General features: G+C 63.0%; 23 protein-coding genes. 11 read left to right on the plus strand and 12 right to left on the minus strand.

The features are described 5' to 3' along the window. Positions 1–104 precede the first annotated feature (104 nt). From ASE60_RS35100 to dnaN, 7 genes are all read right to left on the minus strand, one after another. A complete protein-coding gene (locus ASE60_RS35100) occupies positions 105–266 on the minus strand; it encodes a hypothetical protein (RefSeq protein ID WP_093236169.1) in 162 nt (53 codons plus the stop codon). A 239-nt stretch (positions 267–505) separates the two neighbouring features. After that, positions 506–1,486, minus strand: a complete 981-nt coding sequence (locus tag ASE60_RS01275; protein ID WP_057247924.1) for a complex I NDUFA9 subunit family protein — start codon at positions 1,484–1,486, stop codon at positions 506–508. Between the two features lie 121 nt (positions 1,487–1,607). After that, positions 1,608–1,895, minus strand: coding sequence for a DUF1330 domain-containing protein (locus ASE60_RS01280; protein WP_057247925.1), 288 nt, complete (start codon positions 1,893–1,895; stop codon positions 1,608–1,610). A gap of 105 nt (positions 1,896–2,000) precedes the next feature. Beyond that, complete coding sequence (pyrF, locus tag ASE60_RS01285) at positions 2,001–2,705, minus strand: orotidine-5'-phosphate decarboxylase (RefSeq protein WP_057247926.1); 705 nt, start codon at positions 2,703–2,705, stop codon at positions 2,001–2,003. Positions 2,706–2,708: 3 nt separating this feature from the next. Further along, complete coding sequence (locus tag ASE60_RS01290; RefSeq protein WP_057247927.1) at positions 2,709–3,296, minus strand: histidine phosphatase family protein; 588 nt, start codon at positions 3,294–3,296, stop codon at positions 2,709–2,711. A 4-nt stretch (positions 3,297–3,300) separates the two neighbouring features. After that, complete coding sequence (gene pmtA / locus ASE60_RS01295) at positions 3,301–3,903, minus strand: phospholipid N-methyltransferase PmtA (RefSeq protein ID WP_082615696.1); 603 nt, start codon at positions 3,901–3,903, stop codon at positions 3,301–3,303. Between the two features lie 236 nt (positions 3,904–4,139). Further along, a complete protein-coding gene (gene dnaN, locus ASE60_RS01300; protein WP_057247928.1) occupies positions 4,140–5,258 on the minus strand; it encodes a DNA polymerase III subunit beta in 1,119 nt (372 codons plus the stop codon). A gap of 252 nt (positions 5,259–5,510) precedes the next feature. On the opposite strand from dnaN, the gene rsmI reads away from it, so the two are divergent. The 9 genes from rsmI to ASE60_RS01345 all read left to right on the plus strand — a co-directional run bounded on the left by rsmI (position 5,511) and on the right by ASE60_RS01345 (position 15,135). Further along, positions 5,511–6,440 (plus strand): 16S rRNA (cytidine(1402)-2'-O)-methyltransferase, encoded by a 930-nt coding sequence (rsmI, locus tag ASE60_RS01305; RefSeq protein ID WP_057247929.1) that lies wholly within the window; start codon positions 5,511–5,513, stop codon positions 6,438–6,440. Continuing rightward, the gene (locus ASE60_RS01310) at positions 6,430–6,798 is read left to right on the plus strand and encodes a YraN family protein (RefSeq protein WP_057247930.1); all 369 of its coding nucleotides are present in this window, start codon (positions 6,430–6,432) and stop codon (positions 6,796–6,798) included. Before rsmI ends, ASE60_RS01310 begins: the two co-directional genes overlap by 11 nt. A gap of 161 nt (positions 6,799–6,959) precedes the next feature. Then, positions 6,960–8,258: an extracellular solute-binding protein gene (locus tag ASE60_RS01315; RefSeq protein ID WP_057247931.1), complete on the plus strand. Its 1,299-nt coding sequence runs from the start codon at positions 6,960–6,962 to the stop codon at positions 8,256–8,258. A gap of 5 nt (positions 8,259–8,263) precedes the next feature. Next, complete coding sequence (locus ASE60_RS01320) at positions 8,264–9,268, plus strand: ABC transporter permease subunit (protein WP_244495502.1); 1,005 nt, start codon at positions 8,264–8,266, stop codon at positions 9,266–9,268. 10 nt (positions 9,269–9,278) lie between these two features. Continuing rightward, positions 9,279–10,121 carry a sn-glycerol-3-phosphate ABC transporter permease UgpE gene (gene ugpE / locus ASE60_RS01325; protein ID WP_057247932.1) on the plus strand — a complete coding sequence of 281 codons (843 nt, stop codon included), beginning with the start codon at positions 9,279–9,281 and terminating at the stop codon, positions 10,119–10,121. A 66-nt stretch (positions 10,122–10,187) separates the two neighbouring features. After that, positions 10,188–11,300 carry a sn-glycerol-3-phosphate import ATP-binding protein UgpC gene (locus ASE60_RS01330; RefSeq protein ID WP_057247933.1) on the plus strand — a complete coding sequence of 371 codons (1,113 nt, stop codon included), beginning with the start codon at positions 10,188–10,190 and terminating at the stop codon, positions 11,298–11,300. A 62-nt stretch (positions 11,301–11,362) separates the two neighbouring features. After that, positions 11,363–12,286 (plus strand): endonuclease, encoded by a 924-nt coding sequence (locus ASE60_RS01335; protein WP_113479382.1) that lies wholly within the window; start codon positions 11,363–11,365, stop codon positions 12,284–12,286. A gap of 146 nt (positions 12,287–12,432) precedes the next feature. Next, complete coding sequence (gene gshB / locus ASE60_RS01340; RefSeq protein WP_057247935.1) at positions 12,433–13,380, plus strand: glutathione synthase; 948 nt, start codon at positions 12,433–12,435, stop codon at positions 13,378–13,380. A 222-nt stretch (positions 13,381–13,602) separates the two neighbouring features. Further along, positions 13,603–15,135 carry a YifB family Mg chelatase-like AAA ATPase gene (locus ASE60_RS01345; RefSeq protein ID WP_057247936.1) on the plus strand — a complete coding sequence of 511 codons (1,533 nt, stop codon included), beginning with the start codon at positions 13,603–13,605 and terminating at the stop codon, positions 15,133–15,135. A gap of 65 nt (positions 15,136–15,200) precedes the next feature. Here ASE60_RS01345 and cysK read toward each other — a convergent pair whose 3' ends face one another. Beyond that, the gene (cysK, locus tag ASE60_RS01350) at positions 15,201–16,169 is read right to left on the minus strand and encodes a cysteine synthase A (protein WP_057247937.1); all 969 of its coding nucleotides are present in this window, start codon (positions 16,167–16,169) and stop codon (positions 15,201–15,203) included. Positions 16,170–16,305: 136 nt separating this feature from the next. Next, a complete protein-coding gene (locus tag ASE60_RS01355; RefSeq protein ID WP_057247938.1) occupies positions 16,306–16,923 on the minus strand; it encodes a LysE family translocator in 618 nt (205 codons plus the stop codon). Between the two features lie 175 nt (positions 16,924–17,098). Here ASE60_RS01355 and ASE60_RS01360 point away from each other — a divergent pair, with 175 nt between their 5' ends. After that, the gene (locus ASE60_RS01360) at positions 17,099–17,731 is read left to right on the plus strand and encodes a LysE family translocator (RefSeq protein WP_057247939.1); all 633 of its coding nucleotides are present in this window, start codon (positions 17,099–17,101) and stop codon (positions 17,729–17,731) included. Between the two features lie 22 nt (positions 17,732–17,753). On the opposite strand, the gene ASE60_RS01365 is transcribed toward ASE60_RS01360, so the two are convergent. Continuing rightward, positions 17,754–18,059: an NIPSNAP family protein gene (locus ASE60_RS01365; protein ID WP_057247940.1), complete on the minus strand. Its 306-nt coding sequence runs from the start codon at positions 18,057–18,059 to the stop codon at positions 17,754–17,756. Next, a complete protein-coding gene (locus tag ASE60_RS01370) occupies positions 18,056–18,970 on the minus strand; it encodes a DMT family transporter (protein ID WP_057247941.1) in 915 nt (304 codons plus the stop codon). The genes ASE60_RS01365 and ASE60_RS01370 overlap by 4 nt, the downstream gene beginning before the upstream one ends. Positions 18,971–19,101: 131 nt before the next feature. Here ASE60_RS01370 and ASE60_RS01375 point away from each other — a divergent pair, with 131 nt between their 5' ends. Next, positions 19,102–19,539: an Lrp/AsnC family transcriptional regulator gene (locus tag ASE60_RS01375; RefSeq protein WP_057248242.1), complete on the plus strand. Its 438-nt coding sequence runs from the start codon at positions 19,102–19,104 to the stop codon at positions 19,537–19,539. A 107-nt stretch (positions 19,540–19,646) separates the two neighbouring features. Here the strand turns inward: ASE60_RS01375 and dut are convergent, their stop codons facing one another. Further along, the gene (gene dut, locus ASE60_RS01380; RefSeq protein WP_057247942.1) at positions 19,647–20,120 is read right to left on the minus strand and encodes a dUTP diphosphatase; all 474 of its coding nucleotides are present in this window, start codon (positions 20,118–20,120) and stop codon (positions 19,647–19,649) included. Positions 20,121–20,201: the final 81 nt, after the last annotated feature.

Consider the following 20,201-nt stretch of genomic DNA (forward strand, 5'->3'; position numbering starts at 1 on the left):
ACTGGCCCCCGCCAATAACTCTAACTATGCCCTTCCAAAGCAATTCCAGGAAAAGCGCGAAGCCGCTTTCCGTCCGGAAACGCCTGATCTAAAGGGCGCCGGCCTTAGTTGCCGGAAAGATCGATCGATGCCGTCGTGCACGGATCGACGCCATAGGCCGGCGCGCAACCCTTGCCGCTGCTCGCGACCGTGTTCGGCGCGATGAATGAGCCAGCCAGAATGATCAGTGCCGCAGACGCAAAAAAGATTGCGATCGACTTGCCCATGGACGCTATGCCTTTCGAGATTGCTGCTGCCGCCCGCCGTCATGCCTTGCGATCGGGGCGCGAGGCGGTGTTTAGTCGCTGGATATGACATGATCAATATCAGGACATGTTGAATTTGCGGTAAATGCCATTCGCTTTCTTAACTGCGGCAGAACTGCAACGCTGTTGCCTGGATACCACAGCAAACGGCCGCCCGTGGGTACCGGCGGCCGTTCAAAATAAGATGGGCTTTGCGGCGATCAGGCGCCGCGGCCGCTGCGCGTGTACTGGCCCTGCGGGCGATAGCGCACCAGATAGGTCGGCAGGATCGACTCCAACATGGTCGGATCGATGCCAATGCCGGCGAACGTACGTCCCTCGGAAACCGCCTTTGCCGAGACGACATTGTCGGATTTCAGCAACACCACCTGGTCGGGGGTGAGCGGCGGCGTGATGAAGGGGACCATCGACGCGATGCTGCCGATGAAGGATGCGACGCCGAAGGGCAGCGAGACGAGCGTGCGCTTGCGGTCGATCGTGTTCAGCATGATCTCGAGACAGTCGCGGAAGCTTAAGACATCCGGGCCGCCGAGTTCGTAGATCTTGCCCTTGGTGATCTTGCCGTCGACGGCGCGCGCCACGGCCTCGGCGACATCGGTCACGTAGACGGGCTGGAACTTGGTGTGGCCGCCGCCGATCAGCGGCAGGACCGGCGAGAAGCGGGCCATGTTGGCGAACTTGTTGAAGAAGCCGTCCTCGGGACCGAAGACGATCGACGGACGCAGGATGATCGCGTCAGGCTTCGTTTCCAGGATCGCCGCCTCGGCGCGGCCCTTGCTGCGGGCGTATTGCGACGGCGAGGAAGCGTCCGCGCCGATCGCCGAAATGTGCGTCAGCGTGGCGCCGACGCTACGTGCCGCTTCTGCCACCGCGCGCGCGCCGAAATCCTGGACGGCGTCAAACGTGTTGCGGCCTTTTTCAAACAGCACGCCGACGCAGTTGATGACGTGGTCGGAGCCTTCGACGGCGCGATCGACGGATTTCCGGTACCGCAAGTTCGCCTGGACAAAGGAGATCTGGCCGACATTGCCGAGCGGCTGCAGGTGGCCGGCAAGGTCGGGCCGGCGAACGGCAACGCGAATGCGGTAGCCGCGCTTGGCGAGTGCGCGCACGACATGACGGCCGACGAACCCGGATCCGCCGAAAATCGTCACCAGCGGCGGAAGGTTGGACAAGGTCATGGGAAACGCACTCCTGATCGCAGAGGAAAGAATTGATTGCTACATAGCCCAACAGCCGCGAGAGGTGAAGGCCAATCCACGCGGCTTGTCGGGTCTGTCGGAAGATGGGGATGCCGGGTCGTCAGACGCCTTCGACGACGACCATCTCCGCGTCGGCGACTTCCTGGCGGATCGCGGCGGCAATCTGGTATTCGGGCGAGTTGTAACAGTCGACCGCTGCCTGCAGCGACGGAAATTCGATGACGACGTTGCGCGCGCGCACGCCGCCCTCAAGGCGATGATGTTCGCCGCCGCGCGCGAGAAAATTCGCGCCGTATTTCTCGAAGGCCGGCTTTGCTGCCGTCACATAATCCTTGTAGCGCTCGGGGTCGCGGACATCGACCCGTGCGATCCAGTATCCCTTGGCCATAGTGAGCTCCTCGTCTTGCACCGCTGAAGGCTGACGCGAGACTTACTTCCGGCAAATTTTGATTGAGGTCAAGCGGATCGCGATGGGTTCCTGGCGCCGCCCGCATCAGCGGGCAAGCGCGCCGTTCATTTCCGCGAGAATGGCGCGGGCGGCCGCAAGCGGCTCCGCGGCTGCGACGATTGGGCGCGCGACGACGAGGTGGCTGGATCCGGCCTTCAAGGCTTCGGCCGGCGTCATCACCCGCTTCTGGTCGCCCTTGTCGGCGCCGGCAGGGCGGATACCCGGCGTCACCAGCGCCATGTTCGGTCCGATGATCTTGCGGACCGCTGCGGATTCTTCCGCCGAGCAGACGATGCCGCCCATGCCGGCGGCGCGCGCCTGTTCGGCCCGGCGCAGCACCAGCGTGTGCGGGTCGTATTCGTAGCCGGCATCGATCACGTCCTGCTCGTCCATCGAGGTGAGCACGGTGACGCCGAGGAGGCAGAGATCGGAACCTCTAGCGGCTTCGACGGCCGCCTTCATCGCCTTCGGATAGGCGTGCAGGGTCAACATCGACATGCCCATCTTGACGATGTTCTCGACACCCTTGGCAACCGTGTTGTCGATATCGAGCAGCTTCATGTCGAGGAAGACGTTCTTGCCGCTGGCGGCAAGGTCGCGCGCGAATTCGAGCCCGCCGGCAAAGACCAGCTGATAGCCGATCTTGTAGAAGGAGACGTCGTTCCCGAGCGTCGACACGATCCTCTGGGCATCGGCGATCGTCGGAAGGTCGAGGCCTACGATCAATCTGTCGCGCGCGGTTTCGGTCATCGTCTAGATCCCCTGCCAGTTTTCCATCGGGGTCCAGTCGCATGCGACGGCGCGATCCGCAAGGCGGAAAGCGAAGACGTTGCCGCCGCCACCGCCCTTCTGGTCGGAACTGCGGGCAATCGGCGCGCCGAGCAGCCGGCACTTCAAAAGGGTGCCGACGCCGCCATGGCCGACGAAGGCGATTGGGATCTTGGTGTCGTGCCCTTCGAGGACACGGAACACTGCGTCCGAGATCCGCGTCTGGGCGTCGATCGCGCGCTCCCAGCCCTTAAAACTTTCCGCCGGATGGGCGAAGAACCAGTCGGCCGCCTTCTCGAATTCCGGCGGCGGTAGGAAGCCGGTGGCGGAGCGATCGTTCTCGCCCATGTCATGGTGAATTTCGACCGTCAGGCCGGCGGCATCGGCAAGCAGCTGGGCCGTTTCGATCGCCTTGGTTTCGTCGCTCGAGACGATCCTCCCGAGCGAGCGCACCCACGGCAACGCCGCCGTCAGGGCCGCACGATCGCGGCCAACAGCGGAAAGTCCCCATTGCGGGACGGGCACGTCCGGATCGATCCAGACCTGCGGATGGGTGACGTAGACGCCGAACATCCCGTCAGTGCGCCCGACGATAGACCCAAAGCTGTGCCGGCGGGATGTTGCGCACGACGAAGTCGAGATGCTGGATGCTGTAGCGGTCCGGCATGGCGACGACGGGCGAGAGCGGCCCATAGGAAATCTGCACGACCGGCCGGCCGGCCGGAATGCGCGAGAGCAGGTCGTCGATCAGCTCGACGCGCCGATGCATCGGGAAGTTCAAGAGCGGCACTGCCGAGACGACACTGTCGAAGGTCTGTCCCTTCAGCTCGCCGAGCGTATGTTCCAGATCGAAAGCATCGCCATTGACGAAATTGACGCCGGCGAAGTTGGCCCTGAGCTGGTTATAGAAGTCGGTCGAATATTCGACCGAGACAAGGCTCGATGCGGGCAGGCCGCGTTCCAGAATTGCCTTCGTGATGACACCCGTGCCCGGGCCCAGCTCAAGAACCGGCAGGCCCGAAGCGGGATTGATGACGCTCGCCATTCGGCGCGCGGTTATGGAAGAGGTCGGCAGGATTGCGCCGACAGCCTTGGCATTGCTCATCCATCCCTTGAAAAAGCGAATTTCCTCATCGAACTTCCGTCCGAGCCGTTCCTTCACCTTCACGCGCAAATTCATTGAACCCCTCAAAACCGTCGTCCTCTCCTCATACGGGCCGCCCGCTGTAATCCCGGCTCGCTGATTCGAGCCGGTCCGGGCGGCGGCAATCATAATGTGTCCCCATCTGCGGCAAAAACAAGTCTGTCTGCGCCTGAAAGCGTCGGCTTATCAACAGCCGCCGGATGGATCGATCAACAAAAAACCCGTCACGAGCGGGCGTGACGGGTTGGCATTTCGCGCCGCGTCAGGCCCGGTTACACGCGCATCGGCATGAGCACGTAAAGTGCATCCTCGGCAGCAAGATCGCGAACGAGCGTCGGCGAGCCCGGATCGGCCAGCATGAAAATCGCATCGGTGCCGGTCAGCTGCGAGGTGATGTCGAGCAGATACTTGGCGTTGAAGCCGATTTCGAGCGGGTCGTGGTCGTAGCCGACGGGCAGTTCTTCCGTGGCGCTACCCGAATCCGGATTGTTGACCGTCAGCGTCATCTGGCCTTCGTTCAGCGCCAGCTTGACGGCGCGGCCGCGCTCCGACGAGATCGTCGAAACGCGGTCGACGGCCTGGGCGAAGGACTGGCAATCGACGCGCAGTTCCTTGTCGTTGTTGGCCGGGATCACGCGCTGGTAATCCGGGAAGGTGCCGTCGATCAGCTTCGAGGTCATGACGATCGAACCCATCGTCAGTCGGATCTTGGCGTCCGAGACTTCGACGGTGACGACGAGGTCCGGGTTGTCGAGCAGCTTCTGCAGTTCGCTGACGGTCTTGCGCGGGATGATGATGCCCGGCATGCCTTCGGAGCCGGACGGGGCTTCAACGTCAGCGCGGGCGAGGCGGTGACCGTCCGTGGCGACGGCGCGCAGCTTCAGTTCGCCCTTGCTCTCGACGGTGTGCACGAAAATGCCGTTGAGATAGTAGCGGGTTTCCTCGGTTGAGATCGCAAACTGGGTGCGATCGATCAACATCTTGAGGTCGGTCGCCTTGAGGCGGAAGGAGTGCGAGAAGCTGCCGGCGGTGAGATCCGGGAAGTCGGACTGCGGCAGGCACTGCAGCGAGAATTTCGAACGGCCCGAGGCAACGGTCATCGCCGTGCCCTCGGCATTGGTGGCGAGCAGCACTTCCGAACCGTCAGGCAGCTTGCGCACGATGTCGTAGAGCAGATGCGCCGGCACCGTGGTCGCGCCCGACTGTTCCACCTGCGCCGGTGTCGCCTCGGTGATTTCGAGGTCGAGGTCGGTCGCCTTCATTTCGAGGCTCGCACCGTCGGAACGCAAGAGCACGTTCGAGAGGATCGGGATCGTGTTTCGCCGCTCGACCACGCGGTGCACGTGGTTCAGCGATTTCAGGAGGTTGGACCGCTCGAGAGTAATGCGCATGGGATGCCGCTTTCAACCATTGCCCGGCAGACGAGGCGTCCGCCTGAGCGTCAACTGCGAGTGTCCCGGCCGACCGACCGGAAATATGTGGACCGGCAAAATGGCAGAAACAGCGCCCGGAACGCAAGGGGTTTAAGGGCTTCTGTCCCCAGATGCAGCGCGCTGGACCATTGCCTTGCCCTTGCCCTGCCCTGCCGGCTCACTCATAAAGACCGGACCGACGCATCGGTGAGCACGATCAGGACGTTACAGGTGGAAAAGCAGAAGACATCGGAAGCATCGGGCGGGCAGAGAGAGCGTAGCTATCGCCTGCACAATGTCAGCGTTCCGGCCCGGCCCCTCGATGCGGCGCTCTATCTGGTGGCGACCCCGATCGGCAATCTCGGCGACATTACGCTGCGCGCACTGGAAACGCTTGCCGGCGCCGATGTGCTCGCCTGCGAGGACACGAGGGTTACGCGCGTGCTGCTCGACCGCTATGGCATCGTGAACCGGCCCTACGCCTATCACGAGCACAATGCCGACGAAGCCGGCCCCCGGCTGCTTGCAGCACTCGCCGAAGGGCGATCGGTGGCGCTCGTTTCCGACGCCGGAACACCGCTGGTTTCCGACCCGGGCTACCGGCTGGGGCAGCTTGCGATCGAAGCCGGTCATCGCGTCGTGCCGATCCCGGGCGCCTCGGCGCCGCTTGCAGCACTCGTCGGCTCCGGCCTGCCAAACGATGCCTTCCTCTTTGCCGGTTTCCTGCCGACCAAGGACAAGGCGAAACGCGATCGCCTCAGGGAATTAGCGGCCGTGCCGGCGACAATCATGTTCTTTGAATCGCCGCACCGCATCGCCGCGACAGTGGCGGCCGCAGCCGAGGTGCTGGGCGAGGGTAGGCGGGCTGCCGTCTGCCGCGAGCTCACCAAGACCTTCGAGGAGTTCCGCCGCGGCACGCTCGGCGAGCTTGCTGCACATTATGGAGAAGCTGGCGCCGTCAAAGGCGAGATCGTGCTCGTCATCGGGCCGCCGGATGCCGCACCCGAGCCGGAAGCGGCCGATGTCGACGCCCTGCTGCTGAGCCTTGTCGCCGACATGCCGGCCGGCAAGGCGGCGACCGAAGCCGCCCGCCAGACGGGCGTGCCGCGCAAGGAGCTCTATGACCGGCTGCTGCAGCTGAAGAAGCGCCATGACGGCTGACGGCAGCGACCGGCGGAAGCTGAAAGCGCTGAGGCGGGGGCAACTCGCCGAATACCGCGCGGCGCTCTGCCTGCTGCTGAAGGGCTACCGCATCGTCGCCATGCGCCATCGCACCAAGCTCGGCGAGATCGACATCATCGCCCGGCGCGGCGATCTCATTGCCTGCGTCGAGGTCAAGGCGCGCCGCTCGGCCGAGGACGGCGTATTCGCGGTGACGGCCACGGCGCAAAAACGCATTCGCGCTGCGAGCGATCTCTGGCTGGCCAGGCAACCGGACTTCAACAGGCTTTCCGTGCGCTACGACATCATCACGGTGACCCCTTGGGGCTGGCCGCGGCATCTGCCGGATGCCTTCTGAACCGGCGCGGGATGAGGGAAAATGATTGCGGTGTTCCGCCCGCATCCCGCCTTGGAACAAAATCGCGAATTTGTAATCGTTCCGACATAAAAGCGTTACGGGCCTGTCATTGAACGTCACTAGTCCAAGCCATCCGCAACCCGGTGGAGAGGGACCAAGTCATGTTCAAGAAGTTTTCATTCGCAGCCCTTAGCTTCGCTTTTTCCGCGACGTCATCATTTGCCGCGACCAATATCACCTGGTGGCACGGCATGGCCGGCCGCAACGGCGAAGTCATCAATGAAGTTTCCAAGAAGTTCAACGAAGCCCAAAGCGCCTGCGCGCTGACCCCGGTTTCCAAGGGCACTTACGAGGAAGCGCTCGCTTCCGGCATCGCCGCATTCCGTTCGGGCGAACAGCCGAACATCCTGCAGGTCTTCGACGCCGGCGCCGCCACGATCATCAACGCCAAGGGCGCGGTCATTCCGGCCGAAGACCTGATCATCAAGGCTGGCCACAACTTCGACCGCAACGCCTTCATTGACGGCGTGCGCTACTTTTACGCCGACAGCGAGGGCAAGTTCGTCGGCATGCCGTTCAATTCCTCCGCGCCGATCATGTACATCAACGACGAGGCCCTGAAGAAGGCCGGCGTCGAAGCGCCGAAGACCTGGGAAGAGTTTGAAGCGGTTGCCCCGAAGCTGAAGGAAGCCGGCTACATCCCGCTCGTCCAGTCGCAGCTCACCTGGCAGTTCACGGAGAACTTCTTCTCCCGCAACAACATCCAGTTCGCCACCAACAACAACGGCTATGACGCCGTCGTCGACACGCAGCTGAAGGTCACCGACCCGAACCTCATCATGATGTTCGACAAGCTCAAGGCCTGGAAGGACGAAGGCTACTTCGCTTTCTACGGCGCCGGCTGGAACGACAACCAGAAGGTCTTCGAAGAAGGCAAGGCTGCGTTCTGGATCGGTTCGTCGGGCTCCTTCGGCGGCCTGCAGAAGACGGCGCAGATGCCGTTCTCGGCAACCTTCCTGCCCTATTGGGGCTCGATCAAGGGTGCCGGCACCAATTCTTTCATCGGCGGCGCGGCACTGTTTGCCATGTCCGGCAAGTCGGATGAAGAGAACAACTGCGTTGCCGACTTCTTCCAGTTCCTGACCTCGCCGGAAATCCAGTACTTCTACCACAAGGCCACCGGTTACGTTGCCATCACCAAGGCAGCCTACGAGCTCGCCCAGAAGGACGGCTACTACAAGGAAAAGCCGGTTGCTGAAGTCGGCATCAAGCAGCTGCTGCTGCCGGCCGGTGACTGGTCGAAGGGCTACCGCCTCGGCTTCTACCCGCAGATCCGCGAAATCATGGAACGCGAATACGGCCGCATCTTCTCGGGCGAAACGACCGTCAAGGACGCTTTCGACACGATCGAAAAGGAAGGCAACGAGCTGCTCGCTCGCTTCGCCAAGACGGCCGGCTGATCTCCATGTCGACCGCGACAGATCTCCTCCCCGCCTCGCGGGGAGGAACCGGAACCCAAACCGGCGGGCGTCGCTTCGGCGCCTTCCGGTTTTTCGGTGGCCAGTCGAAGAGCGGAGGAGAAGGCGTTGCCAAGCGCGTTCAGTTCTCCTCGCCGTTCCTGCCCTACCTCTTCCTCGCGCCACAGCTCGCGATCATCTTCATCTTCTTCTACTGGCCGTCGGTTCAGGCGATCCAGTCGTCCTTCTATCTGGAAGACCCCTTCGGCTTCGGCTCGACCTTCGTCGGCATGACGAACTATACCGACGTGCTGAAATCGGGCGAGTATCTCGGAATCGCCCGCTTCACTGCCGTCTTCACGGCGCTCGTCACCTTCTTCGCGCTGTCGATCGGCTTGCTGCTCGCCGTCAAGGCCGATGGCGTCATCCGCGGCAACGCCGCCTACAAGACGCTGCTCATATGGGTCTATGCCATCGCGCCGCCGGTCGCCGGCCTCATCGGCATGATGTTCTTCGACCAGCATATCGGCCCGATCGTCGAACTCGCCCGCTGGTTCGGCTGGGACATCAAGGTCGGTCTGAATTACTTCGACACCGCCTTTTCCATGGTGGTCGTCTCCGTCTGGAAGCAGATCCCGTATAACTTCATCTTCTTCCTCTCGGGCCTGCAGGGCATCCCGGTCTCGGTGCGCGAGGCGGCGGCGATCGATTGCCGCTCCGGCTTCCGCCGCTTCTGGACGGTGATCCTGCCGCTCTTGGCGCCGACCGCCTTCTTCCTGTTGATCATCAATGTCACCTATGCGCTGTTCGATACCTTCGGCGTCATCGACGTGATGGTGAAGGACAAGGCCGCCAACAACCCGATCACCCTTGTCTACAAGGTCTACATGGACGGTTTCCGCGGCAACGATCTCGGCGGCTCTTCGGCCCAGTCGGTGATCCTGATGCTGATCGTCTTCGTTCTCACCATCTTCCAGTTCCGCTTCATCGAGCGGCGCGTGCACTACAACTGAGGCGGCGCCGATGTATCGCACCAAGATTTTCGACCACGTCATCCTGCTCTTCGGCGTCTTCATCATGGTGGCGCCGGTCGTCGTCGCCTTCATGACCTCGACGCACGAGGCAGCCGATATCCACCGCAATGGCCTCAGCCTCACCTGGGGCGGCCATTTCGTCGAGACCTACCAGACGGTCTTGACCCGTCAAGGCGGCTTCACCGGCAAGATCACCGGCTTCAACATGATGCTGAACTCGATGATCCTCGGCTTAGGTTTCGCCGTCGGCAAGATCGTGCTCTCGATGCTCGCGGCCTATGCGCTGGTCTATTTCCGCTTTCCGCTGGCGACCTTCTTCTTCTGGGTAATCTTCACCACGCTGTTGCTTCCGCTCGAAGTGCGCATCCTTCCGTCCTACGAAGTGATGAACACGCTGAAGCTGACCAACACCTACACCGGCCTGATCGTGCCGCTGCTCGCCTCGGCGACGGGTACGTTCTACTTCCGGCAGTTCTTCAAGTCGGTGCCGGACGAGCTGCTTGAGGCGGCGCGCATCGATGGCGCCGGGCCGTTCAAGTTCTTCATCGACGTGCTCGTGCCACTGTCGCGCACCATGATGGCGGCGATCTTCATCATCATGTTCGTCTACGGCTGGAACCAGTACCTCTGGCCCACATTGATGACCACCGACGAAGGCTTCTTCACCCTGGTTCGCGGCATCAAGCAGATCCTGCTTGTCTGGGTCGGCTCGAACATCCCCGACTACAACGAGGCCTTTGCACTGGCGATCCTCGCCATGCTGCCGCCTGTGATGATCGTCGTGATCTTCCAGCGCTGGTTCATCAAGGGCCTGACCGAAAGCGACAAGTAAGCGGAGTGGAGGCGGGACAACTGTCCCGCCCGCTTCTGAAACGGTACCATTTTAACGGAGGCAGCCATGGCGGCCATTACCATCGCCGAGGTCTCGAAGATCTATCACGGCAATGTCGAGGCGGTGAAATCCGTCTCGATCGATATCGAGGACGGCGAGTTCATCGTGCTGGTCGGCCCGTCCGGCTGCGGCAAGTCCACGCTTTTGCGCATGGTCGCCGGGCTCGAGACGATTTCGAAGGGCACGGTGACCATCGGTTCGCGCGTCATCAACGACGTCGATCCGGCCGAGCGCGACATCGCCATGGTCTTCCAGAACTATGCGCTCTATCCGCACATGACCGTCTACGACAACCTCGCCTATGGCCTGAAGAACCGCAAGACGCCCAAGGCCGAGATCGATGCCCGCGTCGCCGAAGCCGCGCGGATGCTGGAAATCGAGCCCTATCTCGCGCGCAAGCCGCGCGCCCTTTCCGGTGGCCAGCGTCAGCGCGTCGCCATGGGCCGCGCGATCGTGCGCAAGCCGGCGGCCTTCCTGTTCGACGAGCCGCTCTCCAACCTCGACGCCAAGCTGCGCGTCTCGATGCGCGGCGAGATCAAGCGCCTGCAGAAGCGCCTCGGCACGACCTCGCTCTACGTCACCCACGACCAGCTCGAAGCGATGACGCTCGCCGACCGGCTGGTGGTGCTGAACGGCGGCCGGATCGAGCAGATCGGCCGTCCGCTCGACGTCTACCACCGTCCGGCCTCGACCTTCGTCGCGAGCTTCATCGGCTCGCCGGCGATGAACCTGATCAAGGGCCAGATCGAGGGCGGCAGCCTGCAGATCGGCCTCTACAGGATTGAGCTTGGCAGCCGCGCCCCGGTCGAAGGCGCTGTGACCGTCGGCCTGCGCGCCGAGGACCTCCGGCTTGCCGGTGTCGGCGAGGATGCGATGCTGTTCCAGGTCGACTATGTCGAGGAGCTCGGTGCTCAGCGGCTCGTGCACGGCACCATCGAGGGCCAACCTCTGACGATAGCGCTCTCTCCGGAAATGCCGCTTTCCGGTGATCTCGCCGTGACGATTGCCGTCGACCGCCTGCACTTCTTCTCGCCCGAAACCGGCAAGCGGCTGGAACGGGGCACGTCTTTTGCCGGTGATGCACCGGCGCAGAACCTTCGGCTGGAGACGGCATCGTGATCCATGAAGCCGTTGAGCAGCTTGCCGTTCCATCGCTCGAACTGCGTGCAGGATTTGCTTCGATGCTGCGCACCATTGCGGCCCATGACGCCGCCATGGCCGCGCGACCGGAAATGAACAGCATCGAGGTCGGCGCCGCGCCGTCCTCGACCGCGCCGCTCGCCTTTCCCTTCACCGTCGCTGCCTGGAACCTGGAGCGCTGCCTGTTCGCACCGGAAAGTGCTGGACATCTCGCAGCAACCAAGGCCCCAGTCGTGCTGCTATCGGAAATGGACAACGGCATGGCCCGCACCGGCCAGCGCCATCCGACCGCCGAAGTCGCTGCTATACTCGGCATGCAATATGCCTATGGCATCGAATTCATTGAGATGGGCCTCGGCTCCGATACCGAGCGCGCGTTCTGCGAGGATGATTTCAACGCCAGGGGCTTTCACGGCAATGCGCTGATGGCTTCGGTGCCGCTCGGCCGGCCCTTCATGCTGCGCCTCTGGGGCGAGCGTCTCTGGTTCACCGATGGCGAACAGCCGCGTCTCGGCGAGCGTTTCGCGATCGGTGCCGTTATCGAGACCGAGTCAGGCCCCTTCGTCGCCGTCTCCACCCATCTTGAAAGCGCGACGACCGCGGCCTACCGCGAACGCCAGGTCAGGGAATTGATCGATGCGCTCGACGAAGCCTTTCCCGGTCTGCCGGTGCTGATCGGCGGCGATCTCAACACCGGCAACCATGCTGGCGGCGACTTCGAAGCCGAAGGGCTCTTTGCGATGAGCGCTGCCCGCGGCTTCACCCGTCACGGTGGACCACTTGAGGTGATGACCACCCGGCCGAGCCTGATCACCCGTTGGCCGGAGCGCGCGATGAAGCTCGACTGGTTCCTCGCGCGCGGCCTGAAGATCGGCGAAACCAGGATCATTCCCTCGCTCGATGAAACCGGCCGGCCGCTTTCGGATCACGATCTCATCACCTGCGTGGTCGAAGGCTTCGAATAGGCTCAGCTCTCCTTGCCTAAGGCACGCCCGCATTCTACATGTCGAGGGCTTTTCCAGTGCGGGAGAGGGCAGCGGTTTTCTCGTCCTCTTCCGTTCTGACGATTTGAAATCGATCACGCTTGGCGTGATCCACAGGGGACGGGAAGATGGCGAAAATCGTCAATGTCGGGGTCCAGATGGACCATGTGTCGGGCATCAATATTGCGGGTGATTCTACCTTCGCCATGAGCCTCGAGGCACAGTCGCGCGGCTACCGCCTTTTCCACTACACGCCCGAAAAACTGTCGCTGCGCGACGGCAAGGTCTATGCGAGCGTGCAGCAGATGACGCTGCGCGACGTCAAGGGCGATCACTTCACGCTTGGCGAAGCCGAACGCGTCGATCTGTCGACCATGGACGTCATCCTGCTCCGCCAAGATCCGCCCTTTGACATGGGCTACATCACCTCGACGCATCTTCTGGAACGCCTGCATCCGAAGACGCTGGTTGTCAACGATCCGGCCTGGGTGCGCAATTCGCCGGAGAAGATCTTCGTCACCGAATTCGCCGACCTGATGCCGAAGACGCTGATCACCCGCGACCCCCAGGAGATCGCCAGCTTCCGCCAGGAGATGGGCGACATCATCCTGAAGCCGCTCTACGGCAATGGCGGCGCCGGTGTCTTCCATTCGACCCGTGACGACCGCAACCTGTCTTCCCTTCTGGAAATGTTCGGCCAGATGTTCCGTGAGCCCTTCATCGCCCAGGAATACCTGCCGGCGGTACGCAAGGGCGACAAGCGCATCCTGCTCGTCGACGGTGAGCCGGTCGGCGCCATCAACCGCGTTCCGGCCGAACATGATGCGCGCTCCAACATGCATGCCGGCGGTCGGCCGGAGGCGACCGAGCTTACGGCGCGCGAAAGGGAAATCTGCGCCCGCATCGCTCCGGCGCTGAAAGCCCGCGGCTTCCTCTTCGTCGGCATCGACGTCATCGGCGACTACATGACCGAGATCAACGTCACGTCGCCGACCGGCATCCGCGAAGTCAAGAAGTTTGGCGGCGCCGATGTTGCGAGCCTGCTCTGGGACGCGATCGAGCGCAAACGCGCCTGATCCGGCGCTTCCGGTAGAACCTGTCTCCGGATGACGGAGATTGCCGCGGCTTCCGCCCGCGGCTGCGGGGGTGCGCCCTTGCCAACGGCAGCGCGTAGGTCTTGCCTCAGATGTTCCGTAATTGTTCTTGTTTTTGTGCGTGAACCGTGCAAGGCTCCGTCTTGCAACCCAAGGCGGTTGCGGCGCCCGTAATGACGGGACGCCCGGGGCGAGGGAGCAACCATGGTCGCGCGCGTCAGCACGGTCGCATTTCAGGGTATCGAGGGTCTGCCGGTCGACGTTCAGGTGATGATCGCGCCGGGCAAAGTCGGCATGCAGATCGTCGGCCTGCCGGACAAGGCGGTGGCCGAAAGCCGCGAGCGGGTGCAGGCAGCGCTTCATGCTTCGGGTCTGGCGCTGCCGGCCAAGCGCGTCACCGTCAATCTCGCCCCCGCCGATCTGCCGAAGGAGGGCAGCCACTTCGATCTTGCGATCGCGCTCGGCCTGATGGCGGCGCTCGGGGCCATCCCCGGCGATGCGCTGGCGCCCTATGTCGTGATCGGCGAGCTCAATCTCGACGGCAGCATTGCCGCCGTTGCCGGCGCGCTTCCCGCCGCCATCGGCGCCAATGCGCTCGGCAAGGGGCTGATCTGCCCGGCCGAAAGCGGGGCGGAGGCGGCCTGGGCAGGTGCGGAGATCGACATTCTCGCGCCGCGCAGCCTGATCGCGATCGCCAATCATTTCCGCGGCACGCAGGTGCTGTCGCGGCCCCAGGCCGCGATCCGCTCGGGCGCTGCCAACCTGCCCGATCTCGCCGACATCAAGGGACAGGAAAGCGCCAAGCGGGCGCTGGAGGTGGCTGCTGCTGGCAACCACAATCTGTTGATGGTGGGACCGCCGGGATCGGGGAAATCGATGCTCGCCGCACGGCTGCCGTCGATCCTGCCGCCGCTCAATCCGGCCGAGCTGCTCGAAGTGTCGATGATCCACTCGATCGCCGGGCAGTTGCCGGGCGGCAAACTCTCGGACCGGCGGCCGTTCCGCACGCCGCACCATTCCGCAACCATGGCCGCCATGGTCGGTGGCGGCTTGCGCGCCAAGCCCGGCGAGGCCTCGCTCGCCCATCATGGCGTCTTGTTCCTGGACGAGTTTCCGGAGTTCACGCCGCAGGTGCTCGACGCACTGCGCCAGCCGCTCGAAACCGCGGAATGCATCATCGCCCGCGCCAATCACCGGGTGAGCTATCCCGCCGCCATCCAGCTCGTCGCCGCCATGAACCCCTGTCGCTGTGGCATGGCCGGCGAGCCCGGACGCAGCTGCGCCCGCGGCCCGCGCTGCATGACCGATTACCAGGCGCGCATCTCCGGCCCGCTGATGGACCGCATCGATATCCGCATCGACGTGCCTGCCGTCAGTGCCGCCGATCTGTTGAAGCCGGCTGCAGCCGAAAGCAGTGAGGTCGTCGCCCGTCGGGTTGCCCGCGCCCGTGCCCTGCAGACCGACCGCTTCGCTGCCCTCGGTCATCCGGAGTTGACGAGCAACGCCCGGTGTTCGACATCGATGATCGAGAAGATCGCCGAGCCCGACGCGGCCGGCCTGCAACTCCTCCGGGATGCCGCCGAGAAGATGAAATTTTCTGCGCGCGGCTATCATCGTGTGCTGAAGGTCGCACGCACGCTCGCCGATCTCGATGGCGCGCAGACGGTCGGCCGCATCCATCTGGCCGAAGCGATTTCCTACCGCATTGCCGGCGAGAGGCTGCAGGCGGCGGCGTAGAGGTCGGTTCGAAACAAAAGGGCGCCGCGAGGCGCCCTTTCCTTTCGTGGGAGAAGGCTTGTCGATCAGCCGCCGAGGCCTTCAAACAGCGCGGTCGAGAGATAGCGTTCGGCAAACGACGGGATGATGACGACGATGGTCTTGCCGGCGTTTTCTTCGCGCTGGCCAACCTCGATCGCCGCCGTCAGTGCTGCGCCGGCGGAGATGCCGACCGGCACGCCTTCGAGCCTGGCGACGAGGCGAGCAGCCTCGATCGCTTCGCCGCTGTTGACGGTGACGATCTCGTCATAAACGGAGGTGTCGAGGATCGCCGGCGCAAAGCCCGCGCCGATGCCCTGGATCTTGTGCGGGCCCGGGTTGCCGCCGGAAAGCACAGGGGACTCTTCCGGCTCGACCGCGATCACCTTGATCGAGGGTTTGCGCGCCTTCAGCACCTGGCCGGCACCGGTAATCGTGCCGCCGGTGCCGATGCCGGACACGAAGATGTCGACAGCACCTTCGGTGTCGTTCCAGATTTCCTCGGCGGTCGTCTTGCGGTGGATTTCCGGGTTGGCCGGGTTCTCGAACTGCTGCGGAATGATGGCGTCGGGCAGCGTCTCGACCAGTTCCTGCGCCTTGGCGATCGCGCCCTTCATGCCCTTGGCACCTTCCGTCAGCACCAGCTCGGCGCCAAAGAGGGCCAGCATCTTGCGGCGCTCGACCGACATCGTTTCCGGCATGGTGAGGATCAGCTTGTAGCCCTTGGCGGCGGCGACGAAGGCGAGCGCGATGCCGGTGTTGCCCGAGGTTGGCTCGATCAGGGTCGTGCGGCCGGGAGTAATCTTGCCCTGGGCTTCCAGGCTCTCGATCATCGCCACGCCGATGCGGTCCTTGACCGAGGCGATCGGGTTGAAGAATTCGAGCTTGGCGAGCAGGTTCGCCTTGACGCCCTTCTCCTTGGCAAGCTTGTCCAGCCGCACGATGGGTGTATCGCCGATCGTCTCCGTGATCGAGGAATAGACGCGGCCGCGGCCGGGCTTGCGTGTGTCGGACATGGGTTTCTCCCTTGGGCGTGAACTGTCAGCTATGAGAATAGGAACAATGACTGCTCAATTCCAGAACGACAAACACGCAGCGACGATTCGCCGGAGGAAAAAGCACCGGCGAAGTTGTTGTTCAGGAAAAGTTTTTTCAGCTCGCGCGGACGGCGATATAGGCGGCCGTTCCCGCCAACACGCTGGCTGCGACCCGGTTCAGTGTTCGGAGCGCCTTTGGCTGCTTGAGCAGCAGACGTGCGCGCGCCGCGAGCAGCATATAGGGAACCAGCACGGCCAACAGCACCAGGAAGGTTGCCGTCAGCAAAAGGCCGTAGTCGCGGGGGCCGATGTCTGCGATGTCGATCAGCGTCGGCACCAGCGCCACATAGAACAGCATCGTCTTCGGGTTGCCGAGGGTGACGAGCAGGCCGGACAGGAAGGACATCACCGGACTCGTCGACGGCTTCGCTTTGATATCCTCGGGCAGCAGCCCCGCGGTCCAGAGTTTCCAGGCGATGTAGCCGAGATAGAGGACGCCTGCAAATTTCACGACCAGGAAGACCGTGGTGAAGGTCTGGGCGATCAGCGCCAGCCCGAGCACGACAGCCGTCAGGTAGATAATGTCGCCGAGTACGATGCCAAGACCCATGAAGAAGGTTTCGCGGAAACCGGAGCCGAGCGCACGGGCGACGAGCGCCGTCACGCCGGGACCCGGTATGGCCGCAGCGATGAAGAGTGCGCCGCTATAGGCAACGAGAGCCGCGAGCGTCATGGACATTCCTTCCGATGGTGATGCCGATTTCTAGCGCAGACGGACAAAAAAGGGAAATCAAGGAACGACGACCGATAGGCGCCTGACGACAAAATTGATCGGGTGACAAGTCTGGCGTTGTCCGCCGACGCGGGATCGGTAGAGCTTGCAGAAAACGAGCGAAAGGCGCCTCTCCATGCCCGAGTTGAAAGATATGATCGGCTTTGCCCTCCTTGCTCTCGGCATGGTGCTGACGCCGGGGCCGAACATGATCTACCTGATCTCGCGTTCGATCAGCCAGGGGCCGGGCGCCGGATTGATCTCGCTCGGCGGCGTTGCGCTCGGTTTCGTCGTCTACATGATTTCGGCCGCACTCGGCATCACCGCGCTGCTTCTCGCCGTTCCCTTTGCCTATGATGCGCTGAGAATTGCCGGCGCCGGCTACCTTCTCTATCTCGCCTGGCAGGCTGTGCGGCCTGGCGGGCGTTCGCCGTTTCAGGTCCGCCATCTGCCGAAGGATGGGCCGAAGAAGCTGTTCGTCATGGGGTTTCTGACGAGCCTGCTCAATCCCAAGGTGGCGGTGCTCTATCTCTCGTTGCTGCCGCAGTTCATCCGGCCGGAACTCGGCAATGTGCTCGGCCAGTCGCTGGTCTTCGGGTCGATTCAGATCATGACCAGCGTTACCGTCAACGCGATGATCGCGCTTGCCGCCAGCGGCATCGCGGCCTTCCTCGCCGGGCGACCGCTGTTCATGGTGGTGCAGCGCTGGGCCATGGGTACGGCGCTTTTCGGCTTCGCGCTGAGCATGGCATCGGAGGCGCGGCGTTAATCCGCGCTTTATCGACCAGGGACTATTCGAAGACCGGCCGCATGAAGCTGCGCTCATAGCTGACGATGCAGCGCGTCTTCTCGGCATAGGCGAAGGCTTCCTGGCATTCCGGATCCGCGGCCATTTCCTGGCGGTAGCTTTCATAGGCCGCAAGGCTCGGAAAGCTGAAGAGCGCGAGCGCGATGTTGTTTGCCCCTTCATGCGGCATGAAATAGCCGTGATGCGTGCCGCCGAGACGGTTGACGAGCGGAATCCAGAGCTTGGCATAGTGCTCGAACTCGGCGGCCTTGTAGGGGTCGATGACGTATTTCAGGTAGCAGGTGATCATGCGGTTCTCCCTTCGCGCTCCCGCTTGATAGAAGAGGGCAGGCGAAGTTTCCAGCCGAGATTCATGCCGGCGGCGGCAATGAGGATGGCGATCGAGCCGAGGATCTGGATCGGTTGCAACTGATGGCCGAAGGCGATGCGATCGACGACGATGGCGGCGATCGGGTAGACGAAGGAGAGCGCGCCGGTCATATGCGTCGGCAGTCGCTGGATCGCGCCATAGAGCAGCACATACATCAGCCCCGTGTGGACGATGCCGACCGTGACCAGGATCGACCATTGCGCGGCACCAGACGGGGCGGGCGCCGCGAGCGCCATCGGCGCCAGCATCAAGGTGCCTGTGATCACCTGGATCAGCGCGATCAGATGCGGCGGCGTACCCTTGAGCAGCTTCGTCGCGATCGCTGCGATCGCGTAGAAGAAGGCCGCGCCGATCGCCAGCGCAACACCCGTCAGATAGCTTTCCGGCGCGAAGCCGTGGCCGGGTTTGGCCGAAATGATCGCCAGCATGCCGGCAAACGAGACCGACAGCCAGAAGATCTTGGTGGCCGTGATCTTCTCGCCGAGGAAGAGCGCACCGAGCCCCAAGAGCATGAAGGGCTGGGTGTTGTAGACCATCGTCGCGATCGAGATCGAGGCGTGGGAATAGGCGGCGAAGAGCAGCAGCCAGTTGACGACGATCGCGACGCCGCCGACGATCGAAAGCAGCAGCATCCGTCGGCTGAAGTGGCGGCGATCGAACAGACCGAGAAACCAGGCAATGCCGACGAGTGTCACGGCGCCGAAGACACAGCGCCAGAAGACGACGCTCGTCACCGGCTGCCCCGACTTCAGCACGAACCAGCCGATGGTTCCGGAAATCAGCATCGCGGCTGTCATCTCGATGCTGCCGCGTTTGAGTTCGGTATTCATGTTCGCCGCTCCATGTTGGTGATCGGAGAATAGCCGGTGCTTGCAGCCTTTCCCATGGATGAACGAAGGCAATTGTGTTATATTGCCTAATTATCGAAGTTCTGTTCGTTACTATGACTTATGGTGCCGTGATGCTGGACGAGATTGACCGACGGATCCTAGACATTCTGGCAGCCAATGCCCGGGTATCGCTGAAGGAGCTGGCGCAGGAGGCAGGCCTTTCCTCGCCGAGTGCTGCGGATCGTCTGCGCAAGCTGGAAGAGCGCGGCGTTCTCGATGGCTTCACCATCGCCCTCAATCCCCAGAAGGTCGGCTATCCCCTGCAGGCGGTCATCCGCGTGCGGCCGATGCCGGGCATGCTGCACATCGTTGAGCGGCTGATCCAGGACACGCCCGAAATCGTAGAATGCGACAAGGTCACCGGCGACGATTGCTTCATCGCCAAGCTCTTCGTGCGCGACATGGCGCAGCTCGACACGATCCTCGACCGGATCGCCGAGAAGGCGCAGACCAACACTTCGATCGTCAAGTCGTCGCCGGTCAAGCGCCGCTTGCCGCCGTTAATTTAAGAGAGCAATTCCAGGAAAAGTGTGAAGCGGTTTTCCGTCCGGAATTGCGTAGACGAGAGCAATTCCAGGAAAAGTGTGAGGCGGTTTTCCGTCCGGAATTGCGTAGATTAAACCCCGGTCGAGCCGAAGCCGCCGGCGCCGCGCGTCGTCTCGCTGGCATTGTCGCTCTCGCGGACAGTCACCTGCGTGACCGGCGCGATCACCATCTGGGCAATGCGCATGCCGCGCTCGATGATGAAGTCTTCGTCAGCGAGATTGATGAGCAGCACCTTCACCTCGCCGCGATAGTCGCTGTCGATGGTGCCGGGTGTGTTGAGGCAGGTGATGCCGTGCTTGAAGGCGAGGCCCGAGCGCGGGCGGATCTGCGCTTCATAGCCCACGGGAACCTCGAAGATGAAGCCGGTCGGAACGAGGGCGCGTTTGCCCGGGGTGAGCATGAGCGGCCGATCGCCGGGAACGGCTGCGCGCAGATCCATGCCGGCGGCGCCTGCCGTCTCATAGGCGGGCAACTCGAGGCCTTCGCCATGCGGCAGGCGAACAAGGTTGAGGGTCGGGCGGGATTCGGATGGGTGCGTGCTCATGACCGCATAAGCCGGGCGGCGGGCGCCTCGGTCAATTGCATAATCGGGGCCGAGCCTGTAAAGGACGCGGCAACTCACAGG

Source organism: Ensifer sp. Root278, from assembly GCF_001429285.1.
GTDB lineage: Bacteria > Pseudomonadota > Alphaproteobacteria > Rhizobiales > Rhizobiaceae > Ensifer.

Bases quoted from the DNA above. Each gene is read 5' to 3' on its own strand.
- ASE60_RS35100 (WP_093236169.1), bottom strand. From the start codon at position 266: ATGGGCAAGTCGATCGCAATCTTTTTTGCGTCTGCGGCACTGATCATT.
- ASE60_RS01275 (WP_057247924.1), bottom strand. From the start codon at position 1,486: ATGACCTTGTCCAACCTTCCGCCGCTGGTGACGATTTTCGGCGGATCC.
- ASE60_RS01280 (WP_057247925.1), bottom strand. From the start codon at position 1,895: ATGGCCAAGGGATACTGGATCGCACGGGTCGATGTCCGCGACCCCGAG.
- pyrF (WP_057247926.1), bottom strand. From the start codon at position 2,705: ATGACCGAAACCGCGCGCGACAGATTGATCGTAGGCCTCGACCTTCCG.
- ASE60_RS01290 (WP_057247927.1), bottom strand. From the start codon at position 3,296: ATGTTCGGCGTCTACGTCACCCATCCGCAGGTCTGGATCGATCCGGAC.
- pmtA (WP_082615696.1), bottom strand. From the start codon at position 3,903: ATGAATTTGCGCGTGAAGGTGAAGGAACGGCTCGGACGGAAGTTCGAT.
- dnaN (WP_057247928.1), bottom strand. From the start codon at position 5,258: ATGCGCATTACTCTCGAGCGGTCCAACCTCCTGAAATCGCTGAACCAC.
- ASE60_RS01310 (WP_057247930.1), top strand. From the start codon at position 6,430: ATGACGGCTGACGGCAGCGACCGGCGGAAGCTGAAAGCGCTGAGGCGG.
- ASE60_RS01315 (WP_057247931.1), top strand. From the start codon at position 6,960: ATGTTCAAGAAGTTTTCATTCGCAGCCCTTAGCTTCGCTTTTTCCGCG.
- ASE60_RS01320 (WP_244495502.1), top strand. From the start codon at position 8,264: ATGTCGACCGCGACAGATCTCCTCCCCGCCTCGCGGGGAGGAACCGGA.
- ugpE (WP_057247932.1), top strand. From the start codon at position 9,279: ATGTATCGCACCAAGATTTTCGACCACGTCATCCTGCTCTTCGGCGTC.
- ASE60_RS01330 (WP_057247933.1), top strand. From the start codon at position 10,188: ATGGCGGCCATTACCATCGCCGAGGTCTCGAAGATCTATCACGGCAAT.
- ASE60_RS01335 (WP_113479382.1), top strand. From the start codon at position 11,363: ATGCTGCGCACCATTGCGGCCCATGACGCCGCCATGGCCGCGCGACCG.
- gshB (WP_057247935.1), top strand. From the start codon at position 12,433: ATGGCGAAAATCGTCAATGTCGGGGTCCAGATGGACCATGTGTCGGGC.
- ASE60_RS01345 (WP_057247936.1), top strand. From the start codon at position 13,603: ATGGTCGCGCGCGTCAGCACGGTCGCATTTCAGGGTATCGAGGGTCTG.
- cysK (WP_057247937.1), bottom strand. From the start codon at position 16,169: ATGTCCGACACACGCAAGCCCGGCCGCGGCCGCGTCTATTCCTCGATC.
- ASE60_RS01355 (WP_057247938.1), bottom strand. From the start codon at position 16,923: ATGACGCTCGCGGCTCTCGTTGCCTATAGCGGCGCACTCTTCATCGCT.
- ASE60_RS01360 (WP_057247939.1), top strand. From the start codon at position 17,099: ATGCCCGAGTTGAAAGATATGATCGGCTTTGCCCTCCTTGCTCTCGGC.
- ASE60_RS01365 (WP_057247940.1), bottom strand. From the start codon at position 18,059: ATGATCACCTGCTACCTGAAATACGTCATCGACCCCTACAAGGCCGCC.
- ASE60_RS01370 (WP_057247941.1), bottom strand. From the start codon at position 18,970: ATGAATACCGAACTCAAACGCGGCAGCATCGAGATGACAGCCGCGATG.
- ASE60_RS01375 (WP_057248242.1), top strand. From the start codon at position 19,102: ATGCTGGACGAGATTGACCGACGGATCCTAGACATTCTGGCAGCCAAT.
- dut (WP_057247942.1), bottom strand. From the start codon at position 20,120: ATGAGCACGCACCCATCCGAATCCCGCCCGACCCTCAACCTTGTTCGC.